General features: G+C 50.4%; 12 protein-coding genes. 4 read left to right on the forward strand and 8 right to left on the reverse strand.

Annotated features, from left to right (window positions below):
• Positions 1–60: 60 nt before the first annotated feature.
• From AC23NW_RS24820 to AC23NW_RS24850, 7 genes are all read right to left on the reverse strand, one after another.
• Positions 61–1,341, reverse strand: a complete 1,281-nt coding sequence (locus AC23NW_RS24820) for a hemolysin family protein (protein WP_487452851.1) — start codon at positions 1,339–1,341, stop codon at positions 61–63.
• A 9-nt stretch (positions 1,342–1,350) separates the two neighbouring features.
• The gene (locus AC23NW_RS24825; RefSeq protein ID WP_071504362.1) at positions 1,351–1,581 is read right to left on the reverse strand and encodes a hypothetical protein; all 231 of its coding nucleotides are present in this window, start codon (positions 1,579–1,581) and stop codon (positions 1,351–1,353) included.
• A 169-nt stretch (positions 1,582–1,750) separates the two neighbouring features.
• A complete protein-coding gene (ccsA, locus tag AC23NW_RS24830; protein WP_487452853.1) occupies positions 1,751–4,414 on the reverse strand; it encodes a cytochrome c biogenesis protein CcsA in 2,664 nt (887 codons plus the stop codon).
• Between the two features lie 79 nt (positions 4,415–4,493).
• Positions 4,494–4,928 (reverse strand): cytochrome c maturation protein CcmE domain-containing protein, encoded by a 435-nt coding sequence (locus tag AC23NW_RS24835; RefSeq protein ID WP_293838203.1) that lies wholly within the window; start codon positions 4,926–4,928, stop codon positions 4,494–4,496.
• 40 nt (positions 4,929–4,968) lie between these two features.
• Complete coding sequence (locus AC23NW_RS24840) at positions 4,969–5,184, reverse strand: CcmD family protein (protein ID WP_293838206.1); 216 nt, start codon at positions 5,182–5,184, stop codon at positions 4,969–4,971.
• A 90-nt stretch (positions 5,185–5,274) separates the two neighbouring features.
• The gene (gene ccsA, locus AC23NW_RS24845; protein WP_487452855.1) at positions 5,275–6,051 is read right to left on the reverse strand and encodes a cytochrome c biogenesis protein CcsA; all 777 of its coding nucleotides are present in this window, start codon (positions 6,049–6,051) and stop codon (positions 5,275–5,277) included.
• Positions 5,969–6,631: a heme exporter protein CcmB gene (locus AC23NW_RS24850; protein ID WP_487452856.1), complete on the reverse strand. Its 663-nt coding sequence runs from the start codon at positions 6,629–6,631 to the stop codon at positions 5,969–5,971. Before AC23NW_RS24850 ends, ccsA (AC23NW_RS24845) begins: the two co-directional genes overlap by 83 nt.
• 278 nt (positions 6,632–6,909) lie before the next feature.
• Between AC23NW_RS24850 and AC23NW_RS24855 the strand changes: the two genes are divergently transcribed.
• Both AC23NW_RS24855 and feoB read left to right on the forward strand, forming a co-directional pair.
• Positions 6,910–7,134 carry a FeoA family protein gene (locus AC23NW_RS24855; RefSeq protein ID WP_083422020.1) on the forward strand — a complete coding sequence of 75 codons (225 nt, stop codon included), beginning with the start codon at positions 6,910–6,912 and terminating at the stop codon, positions 7,132–7,134.
• A gap of 12 nt (positions 7,135–7,146) precedes the next feature.
• Positions 7,147–9,321, forward strand: coding sequence for a ferrous iron transport protein B (gene feoB, locus AC23NW_RS24860; RefSeq protein WP_487452857.1), 2,175 nt, complete (start codon positions 7,147–7,149; stop codon positions 9,319–9,321).
• Positions 9,322–9,753: 432 nt separating this feature from the next.
• Here feoB and AC23NW_RS24865 read toward each other — a convergent pair whose 3' ends face one another.
• Positions 9,754–11,256 carry an NAD(P)H-hydrate dehydratase gene (locus AC23NW_RS24865; RefSeq protein WP_293838220.1) on the reverse strand — a complete coding sequence of 501 codons (1,503 nt, stop codon included), beginning with the start codon at positions 11,254–11,256 and terminating at the stop codon, positions 9,754–9,756.
• A 231-nt stretch (positions 11,257–11,487) separates the two neighbouring features.
• Here AC23NW_RS24865 and rplS point away from each other — a divergent pair, with 231 nt between their 5' ends.
• Both rplS and dapF read left to right on the forward strand, forming a co-directional pair.
• Positions 11,488–11,850 carry a 50S ribosomal protein L19 gene (gene rplS, locus AC23NW_RS24870; protein WP_293838222.1) on the forward strand — a complete coding sequence of 121 codons (363 nt, stop codon included), beginning with the start codon at positions 11,488–11,490 and terminating at the stop codon, positions 11,848–11,850.
• A gap of 60 nt (positions 11,851–11,910) precedes the next feature.
• Positions 11,911–12,684: a diaminopimelate epimerase gene (gene dapF, locus AC23NW_RS24875; protein WP_487452859.1), complete on the forward strand. Its 774-nt coding sequence runs from the start codon at positions 11,911–11,913 to the stop codon at positions 12,682–12,684.
• The last annotated feature ends 31 nt before the right edge of the window (positions 12,685–12,715 follow it).

A 12,715-nucleotide genomic window follows, 5' to 3' on the forward strand; every position in this document is an offset into this window, starting at 1 on the left:
ATAAGAAGCCTCATTTTATGCATAAGGCTGCCGCGTAAGGAGACGCAAAATATTGCGTCTCTACAGCAGATTTTGATTGATGTAGACTTTAACGGTATTGATGCGTGTACCGTCCATTGCGTCGATAGTGAACACAAAAGGGGCAAACTCAATGATTTCGCCGGTGGCGGGCAGGTCTTCGTTGACGGCAAGAATCAGGCCACCCAGCGTATCGTAATCGCCTTCCGGGATCGCCCAGCCGTATGTCTCATTCAGGTAATCGATTTCGTGGCGGGCACTTAAGAGCCATGTGTGTTCGTCCAGCTGCCGCTCTACCCAGTCTTCATTGCTGTCGAACTCATCTTGAATTTCCCCGAATATCTGCTCCACAATATCTTCGACGGTAATGATACCGGCCGTACCGCCGAACTCATCGACGACAAGCGCAATACTCTTCCGCTCAGAGAGAAACCGCACGAGCAGGTCGTTGGCCGGCATCGTTTCCGGAATCGTTAGGACCGGTGTCAGAATGCTGGCAATAGATGAGGGCTTTTTAAACAAAGCCAGAGCGTGGCAATAGCCGATCACATCGTCAATATTATCGCGGTACACGATAATTTTTGAATGGCCGCTTTCCTGAAATGCTTTCCGGAGGTCGTCCAGACTATCCTCTACCTCAACGGCACAGATTTCCCGCCGGGGCACCAGACAGTCCCGTACCCGTACATCCTTGAACTCAATGGCGTTGTTCAGAATGCGGGTGTCTACCTCTATTTCTTCTTCGGGTGATACTTTCTGGTTAACCTGCTGTAGATAGTGATTAAGATCGGTAAGCCCGAAAACCGGCTTTATTTCCGGTGATTTCTGCCGCAGAATATAGCGGATAAACAAGCGGGCCGTACCCACCAGCAGCCGTACAATCGGAGCGATGGCCTGGTAAATTACCCAGATCGGAATCGCCAGCCGTTCCATGAAAGCGTCAGGATGGATTAAGGCAAGGCTTTTGGGCACATAATCGGCAAAAGGCAGAAAGACAATGGTTAGCAGAATAGTCTCCAGCAGGATAACGATGGCGGAATTATCGTAGGCGTCGGGCAGAGCCGCAACCAGAATCGGATCTAGCGCCAGTACGCCCAGCACTGCATACAACACCAGAAAAAGCGTATTGCCGGTCAGTGTCGTACCAACAAACAGAATCGGGTTTTTAAGGAAGCCGTAGACCAGTTTTTCGCCGAGCGGGCTGTTTTTGCGTTGTAATTCGAAATACAGGCGGTTTACCGAGGCATAGGCCGTCTCGACTGCGGAGAAAAAGCCTGCCAGAATTAACGCCAGAAATGCACCCAGCAATAAGCCGTATTCCATAAGTGAGGGTTATTTTTTCTTTTTCTTTTTGCGCTCCGCCATGTCTTTAATCGTTGGCGAAACTTCTTTATTCTCCTGACGCCGTTTGACCCGTACGAATTGAAAGGCCAGCAGAAAAGCCAGGGCAAGCATTAAAAACGGATAGCTGTCGGCAAAGTTGTTCGTTCTGCGGATCTCAAGCACCCACAGTAAAAAGCTGCCGATAGCCAGCGAGAGCAGAACGGTGTCTTTCAGTTTCATAATCTGTAATCAGCAATACATAAAAAACGGGTACGACGCCCGAATGTTCTGTCGTACCCAATGCTTATCTGAATGAATAATGAGCAATGTAAAATGGATAGTGGAAGGAGTGTACTAGCTAAGCCCCGAAGCATTCATTAACCATTATTCATTTTACATTGCCTGTTTCTTAATCCCGCAGTCTCATTCTGGAGAAATCGCGGTAGCGGCGGACAGTGGATAAGGCAAAGCCCAGTACCACCACCAGCGTACCAATCCAGAGGAGGTTGATGTATGGTTTTTCCAGCGCTTTCATCACAATCCATTTCCGCTGTGTGCGGTTAACGGCGAAGGTAAACTGACCCGATGCCGGATCAATTTCGTTCAGTTGAATCCGTAAGCCAAGGTCTTCGTTAATCTCAGCTTTCCGGCCCACAACGCGGTCTTTGATGATAAAGGCCGGCGAAATGATATGCTCCTTATTTTTGTCGAGTACCCGGACAACGGCCTTCACGGCGGCATCCTGAGGCCCGAGTGTCATGCCGTCGATGTCATTCGTCCGGACCACGTTGTCGAGAATCGCTACGTAATCATTGAGGAAGAATGTGTCTTTGATGGCCACCTTATATGTCTCGGTCTTTTCCCACTCAGAGCCCTGCTCCGGATCCGGAATCGACGAAACGTAGGTATACAGATCGCGGCCCACCTTGCGCTTAATATCCGGAGAAGCCAGCAGCCCCATTTTTTCGTTAACCTGCGCCCGCGGATACAGCGAGAAGATCTTGCCGTTGGCTTCGCGGTATTCTACCTCGTAATAGGTATTTTCCGGATAGACCGCCATGGTATCTCCTTTTTTGTGATACAGCTGTCCGTTCTGGATGATGTCCCGCTGTGCCACGCCGTGGAAATCGCCTTCAATGACCGATACCCATGAACGCGGTACATAACCCGGTACATCCCGGATTTCAATCCGCTCGCCGCGGTAGGTCAGCTGGTAATTATCCATCTTCTCCGGCTGATTCATCCAGAGCAGCACGTTTTCCTTATTCTCGCGGTTGTTGTTTTTCGTGAATTCTTCCTGCCGGGAAATCAGCAGACCGCTGTTATTTACGGAGACAACGTGCGAATAGCCGGACGAGAACAGCACCCCGATCAGCATCAGGGCAAGGCCGATGTGGGCGACTGCACCACCCGACAGCTTGTAGTTGCCTTTCAGCACCCCGATCATGATGGTCGAGTTGGCCACCAGTGCAAATACGGACGACACCAGCAACACCATGTAGATCGGGTCGCCGACTTTGGCCAGTGCAATAATTGCCGCACTGATCAGAAGGGTAACGATGCCAGGCGTAACCAGTGCGTTCAGGTTACTTTTCTCAATCTTGCGCCACCACAGAAACTGCCCGATGCCGGTCAGAATGGCAATAGCAACGAAGAACCAGATCTGGAATTTATTGTAGTGGGCCGATTGATCGGCAGGGAGCGCAAGGTTCGACACAACGCCGAACAGCTCAGCCACTTTGTTATATACCGGAATAGAGGTCGTTGCAATCACCTGGAAGGCGGCCAGCGACAGAATCGTTGCGCCGATAAAAATCCAGAATTCCTTGTTGTAGACCGCCACTTCCTGCTCGTCGCCCGGAATCAGCTTCCATTTGCTCACGATCAGGGCCACCGAAAGGGCGATGAACGCCAGCAGGTAGATCAGCAGCTGCCCCGACAGACCGAGGTCTGTAAAGGAGTGCACCGAGGCATTACCGAGTATACCGCTCCGTGCCAGGAAAGTCGAATAAATAATGAGCAGGAACTGTGCAATGGTCAGAATAATGGCGGTTTTAAGGCCGGTTGAACTCTTGCGGGCAATCAGCATGGTATGGATGGCACCAACCAGTACCAGCCACGGCACGTAAACCGCATTTTCGACAGGGTCCCAGTTCCAGTAGCCGCCGAAGTTCAGGGTTTCGTAGGCCCAGTAACCACCCATCATGATCCCGACGCCCAGAATAAGCGCACCCAGCGATGACCACGGCAGGGCAGGGCGAATCCAGTCAAGAGGCTTGTTTTGCCAGAGACCCGCTACGCAGTAGGCAAACGGTACCAGCGTGAGCGCAAAGCCGAGAAACAGGGTTGGCGGGTGAATGACCATCCAGTAGTTCTGCAAAAGGGCATTCAGACCGTTACCGTCTTCCGGAATAAAGTTCGGATCCATCTTGAAGATAGGGTCATCCGGAATGGCTTCTTTCAGCAGCAGAAACGGCGAGCTGCCCAGCTTGAACGTCCCGCCGAACACCACGCCCAGGATCATCGATGCCAGGAACGCCTGTACCAGGGCAAACACCGTCATCATCGGGCCTTCCCACTGTTTGCCGTTACTGTTAATGAGCCAGATTCCCAGCAGAGCATTCCAGAAAAGCCAGAGCAGGAAGCTCCCTTCCTGTCCTTCCCAGAAACACGAAATCATGTATTTCAGCGGTAACGCCCGCGATGAGTGACTCCATGCGTAGTGGTACTCGAAATAATGGTTGTAGACAATAGAGAACAGACAGTAAATAACGCCGATAACCGCTGCTCCGTGCACATAAAACGACCAGCGGGCCAGTTTCCGCCAGTCGTCACTGTTTGTTCCGGTTGACGGGGCGGCGGCAGCGGCAGACCGTGCACCTGTCCGTCTGGCAGATTTAACCACCGTGCCATCGGCCGAGGCATAGGCCAGTTCCGGTTCTTCGTCGATTGAGACCGCAGCAGTTTCCTGTCGGTTGAGTGCTGAAATGAAGTAGGCAATTGTTGACACCAGGGCTGTCACAAACGACAGGATGACAAAGAAGTGACCTACATTACCAATGGTTGCATGCATAAGGCTTACAAGGAGTGAATCAGCGTGTGACCGGAAGAGCCGGCAGCAGGGCTACCCTGACCGTCCGGTCACGCACTCATTAAACTTTTTTTGCGGTGTACTCTTTAGTCTCCAGTTTGTTTTCCTGGTACTTCGACGGGCACTTCAGCAGAATTTTGTCTGCCTGGAAGTGATTACCCTGCATCGCGCCGATAACAACGACTTGCTCCGAACGGTCAAAATCCTGCGGTTTCGGGGCGTTGTAAATAACCTTGCAGGGTTTATTCTCATTATCGACCAGTGTAAATTCAAAATGGTTCGGGTCAATCCGCGGGTCGTAAATCAGATCTGTAATCTGACCACTGGTATTTTTCTGTAGTTTACCTACCACGTGGATCATGTCATTATCCCCGTTGCTGGCCATTTCCTGCGCTTTCGTAAACGTTACGTATGAGCTGGCATCGCCTGCGGTTGATACAATAATACCGATGGCAATCGCAATAACGATGATACCGAATATGTGAGAGATTTTCATGGTTTTAATTGAAAAAGGGAGTAAAACCGGAATACGGCCGTCAGGAAATCCGCGCGGCTGATTTGTGTGATTGGGTGTCTTTAATCTCTTTTTCCAGCTTGCCTACCTGACGGTCGAGCCGGATCAGATAAGTAATAATGCCGGCGAATACAAGGGCAATAACCGCCACAACGACCCATATTTTGCCGTCGGACCGAAGCTGATCGGCCATTTCGACCTGCTCCTGAAGGAAAGATACTGTTGTTAACAACGTCATATCGTATGCTTTTGGATAACGAATGATACCATTGGATACATATCGTTACATTTTGTGAAACAGAAAAAGAAAATAAAACATTCCGCCGGTTTATGCTTCCAGCGCTGCACGGACACGGCGTAGCCGCACCCGCACGTCCGTAATCCAGACACCCAGCAGTGTGAATCCGATAACGGCCGGATAAAAGACCATCCGCATCTGGTTATCCATATCGTATTGGCCAAATGCAGGGTTACCGCCGTTGCCTGGGTGCAGGGTATCTGTCAGGCGGGGTAAGATGAAAATAAGCGGGATGAATACCGCAAAGGCAAATATGTTGTATACGGCTGAGATCCGTGCCCGGCGCTGTTCATCGTCAAAGGAGCCACGCAGAATCAGGTAGGCAAAGTACAGCAGCATACCCACGGCCACACCGTTTAGTTTGGGATCGTTAGGCCATGGTTCACCCCAGGTAAAATTGGCCCAGGTCGATCCCGTTGCGCAGCCCAGCAGGCCGAACAATATAGCCGTATTGGCAAATTCAACGGCCACCAGATCATCGTCGGGCCGGTTATTCCGTAAATATTTAACCGAGAAAATCATGGAGGTGAGCAGCAAAATCACCATCCCGAACCAGAGCGGTACGTGGAAATACACGTTGCGGATACTCTCGTTTAGAATAGGTAGCCGCGGAACACCTCCGATCAATCCCCAAAAAATGACGTATGTTAAAATAACAACGCTGACAATTTTCCACCAGGCAATACGCATATGCATTCGTACAAAATCAGAACTAAGAAAAAAATTAACTCCGCCATAAAAACGGAAACAACATCCAGGAAAGTGCCAGTACAATGGCATCAATCGCCAGCAAAATACTGACCTCATCTAAACTAACGCTACGATCAAGTCCGTCAAGTGCGTTTTTTGACAGACGAAGCAGCATAAGCAGCAACGGCAGCACTACCGGGAAGCTGAGGATAGCCATCAGCGTCGCCGAGTTTTCTGCTTTCGAGGCAATACCGGCAATGAGCGTCAGTGAGCCGGCAAAACCCACCGCTCCCAGTACTAAAGCACCTATATAGAGCGGAACATCGTTGACCGGATTCCCTAAGATAAAGGCATAGACACCAAAACCAAGACCGGCCAGAACCAGCATTAACACCGTATTATACAGGATCTTGGCAATAATAATCTGCTGCGGACTGGCCAGTGTATAATAATAGAGCATGCGGCCGGCCCGTTCCTGAACAAAACTCTTGGCAATTGCATTAATAGCGGAGAACAGCAGAATGATCCAGAATAACGTATTCCAGACAATCGGAGTTAACAGATTCCGGCGGGCGTTAAAGCTCAGGTAACAGACAAAAACGGCCCCTACAATGTAGAGGAGCATGCCGTTAAGGGCATATCGCTGCCGCCATTCCAGTAAAAACTCTTTACGCATTAGCGCGCTGATCTGTCGCATAGATCCTCAGTCAAAAGTCATTGTCCCGAAACCTGTGAGTAGCTTCAGGTAATACTGACTACAAAAATACGACAAAAAGCAATCGGTAGGGGGAGATTTCGCAGGTGATTGTCATCAGCGCTGTAAGCATCCGGAATACTGATTAAGATCATGCAGGAATAATTCCGGGAAAGTTTGGTATTGCAAACTTTCCGCCGTAAAATTGCGTTAATTTGAATGAGTCTAAATAGTTTCTGGGCTTATTTTACGTAACTGACGGACGCCAACCGACTACCAACATGAGCAAAAGAAGTGTAGCAGATCTGAAAATTGGAGAAAGAGCCACCATCAAGTCATTTAACGATCAGTGGATGTCTTTGAAATTGCTGGAGATGGGTTGTCTACCTGGTGCTGAGGTTTGCTTACACTGCAAAGCGCCGCTTGGTGATCCGATTTGTTTAAATGTATCGGGCTACTGCTTATCCATGCGGAAGTCTGAAGCTGCCACGATTCTGGTAGAGTAAAGGAGTGTAGTTATGTTGAGTCGTGAACCGGCCGGCACCGAACCGGCCAGGTCTTCCCGGAAAGATTCATTGAAAGCAGCACCTATAATCGCTTTAATTGGTAATCCTAACGCTGGTAAGTCCTCTCTATTTAATCAGTTAACCGGTTTACGGCAAAAGACCGGAAACTTCCCGGGCGTAACGGTTGATAAGAAGTCGGGTACGTGTTTGCTCGATGCCCAGACTGAGGCCACGGTCATTGACCTTCCCGGCGTTTACTCCATCTATCCCAAGTCTCCTGACGAACAGATTGTTACTGATATTCTGGCGAACCCCGCTCACCCGGATTATCCGGATGTTGCCGTGGTGGTAGTTGATTCCTCCAACATTCGCCGGAATCTGCTGCTCTTTACCCAGATTACTGATTTGGGCGTACCGGTGGTACTGGCCCTGAATATGCTGGATGTAGCCCATCAGCAGCATCAGGAAATAAATGCCGTAAAACTGGCTATGCGCTTAGGTGTACCGGTGGTCCGCGTAAATGCCCGCACGGGCGAAGGGCTGGGGCTGCTTAAGAAAGCGGTAACCGGGCAACTGCGTCAGCCGACGCTGCCGGAGCGGCTCTTTTTTGATCCGGCGCAGGATATTGCCGGTCTGATTGATGATACAAAGGCCCGGTATGGCCTCACCAATAATTACCTCGCCCTGCAATACATTATTCAGCATGACGGCTTCTCGTTTCTGGATCGCGGGCAACGGGTCGGGCTTGATGAACTCATTGAGAAGCATCAGTTTGTTGAAACAGAGTTTCAGGCCAAAGAAACCATCCAGCGCTATCAGCGCATTGCAGCTGTTGTGACAGAAGCCGTGACCGATAGCCGGCCGCTGAATCAGCCAACCTGGAGCCAGAAAATGGACAGGATATTGATGCATCCGGTAGGAGGCTATATCTTCTTTACATTGATTCTGCTGCTGATCTTTCAGGCTATTTTCGCCTGGGCGCAGCCGTTTATGGATGCCATCGACGAGGGCGTTGCCTATCTGAGCGGGGCGCTGAAAGACAGTTTACCGGCAGGGGCGTTTACCAATCTGCTTACCGACGGTATTCTGGCCGGGATTGGCGGGGTGCTGGTATTTATTCCGCAGATTGCCGCCTTATTTCTCCTGATTTCCATCCTTGAAGAATCCGGCTATATGTCGCGGGTAATGATCCTGATGGACCGCATCATGCGCCGCTTCGGGCTGAATGGCCGGAGTGTGGTACCGCTGATTTCAGGAGTTGCCTGTGCTGTGCCGGCGATTATGGCTACCCGCAGCATCGGTACCCGACGCGAGCGTCTGATTACCATTATGGTAACCCCGCTGATGAGCTGTTCGGCGCGCCTGCCGATCTATACGATCCTGATTGCGCTGGTTGTGCCTGAACAGCGGGTATTAGGCTTTCTGAATGTACAGGGACTGGCCTTAATGGGCTTATACCTGCTTGGTCTCGTTGCGGCATTACTGGCGGCCTGGGTTTTCAAGAAACTGCTCCATGTTAACGAGCGCAGCTTCTTTATCATGGAACTGCCTACCTTTAAAATGCCCCGCTGGAACCACGTTGGCCTGACAGTCTGGGAGAGCGTACGGGCGTTTGTGTGGGAAGCCGGTCGTGTGATTATCGCCATTTCGATCATACTTTGGGTACTGGCCAGTTATGGTCCCGGCGATTCGCTGGACCAGGCTGAAGCAAAAGCCCGTCAGCAGTATGCCGGTCAGCCGGACGCTGCGATTGAAAGCCATGTGGCTTCAGAGCGGTTGGAAGCATCGTATGCCGGCCGGTTCGGACACATGATTGAGCCTGCTATTAAGCCGCTTGGCTACGACTGGAAAATCGGCATTGCCTTGTTGAGTTCGTTTGCTGCCCGTGAGGTATTTGTGGGTACCATGGCAACGATATACAGTATCGGGGGCAGTGATGCCGAAGACGAAGCGACGATCCGGCAACGCCTGCAGGCTGAACGTAATCCGGAAACAGGCGGGGTGATGTATACACCGGCGCTGGCGTACTCATTATTGGTGTTTTATGTCTTTGCCATGATGTGTATGAGTACCATCGCGACAACGTACCGGGAGACCAAAGAATGGAAATGGCCCGCCATACAGTTATTGTACATGACGGGCCTTGCGTATATGTCAGCTTTTGCTGTATATCAGCTATTCCGGTAGTATTATGCTACCATAGTAAACCTTTGGATAGTAGTGGGTAGATGAAATGGTAGAGGATATAGGTGAATAACGCCAGCGTAACTCCCCCTAATGCCACAGTCTGATCCAGACCTTGTGCCGCTTTTTTCGATGAGCGGTGATTCCTCCAGTCTCGTTGCGCCAAATTTTTCATAATTACGTAAAGATTTAGTATTTGCTACGAGACAAATTTTGTGCCATTAAAGCAAAGATTTTAGCGTACAACTACGGAACTTAGTAAGCAGGTAGAAATACGGTTGCGGACCTCAGGAGCGGGTATTCTCTGAATTTAGCATCGCGTCTTGTTTATTCAAAAGAAATCGGGAGTGTAGAATAATGCCTACAACTATGGCATTGTTTTCTACACTCCCGATTATATTTATAGGGTAAGTAACTGTTGCTTAGGTTGGTGTGCTATTTGTCCCAGCGAAGCGACTCAATAACATCAGATGCGACCATACCGATCTGACCACGGGTGTCTGCTGCATGGTCACCGGCCAGTCCGTGGCTGAATACGCCCAGTACGGCAGCTTCAACAGGGTCGTAGCCCTGCGCCAGCAATGCGGTCAGAATGCCGGTCAGTACATCACCTGTCCCACCGGTGCTGAGACCAGGATTACCGGTTGAATTAAAGTGAATATCACCCTCCGGAGTTGCGATGGCCGTATGAGCGCCTTTCAGCACGACAACGATTTTGAAGCGACGGGCAAAGTCCTGCAGGATTTCCAGCTTATCGTAGTCGTTCTGCCAGCGCTGGGTCAGCCGTTCAAATTCTTTCGGGTGCGGGGTCAGAATACTACGCTCTGGCAATAAACCCAGTAAATCACGGTTTACGGCCAGCAGATTCAGCGCATCGGCGTCGAGTACCATCGGTTTCCGGACCGTGGTTAACACATCCCGAAGCATGGCAAGCGTCTCGGGAGCCTTACCGATACCGGGACCTATACCGATGGCAGCATAATCGTTAGGGGGCAGGTTATCGACCTCCGTGTGGCCGGTCAGCACATACGGATGCGTATCGGGCAGGCACATGGCTTCGGGTACAGCCGTCTGCATGACGCTGTAGCCACACAAGGGTGTCTGAATGGTTAACAACCCCACACCGGAACGTAGACAGGCCTTCGCCGCCAGAATAGCCGCCCCAACCTTACCATAACTGCCGGCCAGCAGCAGAGCATGACCGAATGTACCCTTGTTCGCATGACGGTTTCGCTTCCGGATCAGCAGGCGGGCTTCTTCCGGCATGGTATAATAATAGGAGGTAGGTGCCTGATCAATAAACCGCTGATGCAGCTGGATATTAACGACATGCCATTCACCCACAAACCGTTCATTTTTAGGCAGCAGCAAGCCTAATTTCGGGAGCTGAAAGGTAACGGTATAATCCGGTTCGATGATAATATCCTCTGCCTGATTGGGCTGGTCGGCATATAAACCGCTGGCAATATCTACCGAAATCACCGTGGCTGGAGACCGGTTAATGCCCTGAATTACCTCCTTAATAATACCTTCTGTCGGGCGCGAGAGGCCTGAACCAAGAATGGCATCGATCACAACCTCGTTGTGCCGGAGCGCCGGAATATCATGCGGCTGCTCAATATAAACGGGTGCTGTCAGGAGCTTGAGCCGCCGGTGGTTATGAGCGAAATCGTCGGATTCGCGCGGGGCATAGCGGGCCACATAGACCTCAACCTGATAATCGAGCTGGATCAGCAGACGGGCAATGGCCATACCGTCGCCGCCGTTATTCCCTAAACCGCAGAAAACCTTAACGGGCTGAGTGGCCGAAAAACGGACGCCATACCAGTTGACAAAGGCCTGGGCAGCGCGTTCCATGAGGTTAATCGGAGCAATCGGCTCATGTTGAATCGTATATTGATCAAGCGCGTGGATCTGATCGATATTAAGTATTTTCATGCGTGATGATCCGGAAACAAAGGGTTTATTTAGAACAGCAATTAGTTAAAAACAAGCCAACTCTACAAGTACTACGCTTATTTCACCAACTTATCCATCAGTTATTCAAGAAATTAATAGGGTTGGGTTTTACGCTACCGAAAAAAAGGCTATATTTGCGGCTCATTTCGCTTCGGCACCGGGTAGCCGGAGTGGTCCGACGTAAATTCCTATCTGACGATATATACAGTCATGAATGAACTGATTAAATTGGTAGAGGCTGAAAACGCATCACGTCGCAGCGAACTGCCAGAGTTTCGTGCCGGTGATACAGTTAATGTGCACGTGAAAATCCGCGAAGGTAACAAAGAGCGGATTCAGGTCTTTACAGGTACGGTTATCCAGCGCCGTAACCCAAATTCAAATGGCGAAACGTTCAGCGTTCGCAAGGTTTCTAACGGTATTGGTGTAGAGCGTACATTCCCGCTGCTGTCGCCAAACATCGAGAAAATCGAAGTAGTTCGTCTTGGTAAAGTACGCCGCGCACGGTTGTTCTATCTCCGTGGCCGTCAAGGTAAAGCTGCACGCGTTAAAGAGCGTAAAGTTAAAGCATAGTACCAGCCAGCACTACCAACTTATAAAAAGCTGTCTGAAAGGACGGCTTTTATTTTTTCTATGAACTTCTACAAATACCAGGGTACAGGCAATGACTTTGTGATGATCGATGACCGGGCTGATAATTTCCCGGCCGGCGATCAGGCGCTGATTGCCCGTATATGCGACCGCCGGTTCGGTATTGGTGCCGATGGCCTGATTTTGCTGCGTGTAGACCCCGATTATGATTTCCGGATGGTCTATTTCAACGCCGATGGTGCGGAAGGAAGTATGTGTGGTAACGGCGGACGTTGTATTGTGCAGTTTGCTTACGATCTGGGCATGTTTGAGGAGACAACCCGCTTTATTGCCGTCGATGGTGAACACATTGCCAGTGTGTCAGACGATGTCGTGTCGTTGAAGATGAGTAATGTGACCGGCATGGATATGCAGGAAGATTATACCTTTCTGAATACCGGTTCGCCGCATGTTGTCCGGTTTGTCGACGATCTGGCATCGTATGATGTTGTAGGCGTTGGAAAGGAAATCCGCTACAGTGACACCTTTAAGCCGGGCGGCACCAATGTTAATTTCGTGCAGATAATGCCTGATAAGACGTTATTTGTCCGGACGTATGAGCGTGGCGTAGAAGATGAAACGTATTCATGTGGTACGGGCGTAACGGCTGCGGCCTTAACTGCCTTCCGGAAGTTTGGTCTGCCAAGTCCGGTATCGATTAAGGTATTAGGTGGTCAGCTGAGTGTTTCTTTCGAAGAAACAGGCGAAGCAACCTTTGACTCTGTTTACCTGACCGGACCGGCCAAACAGGTTTTTACGGGAAGTGCAACAGTTTGATGAGTTTGTGGTTAGTACTCTGACCACAAAC

This window comes from Arsenicibacter sp. R0_47, assembly GCF_057652235.1.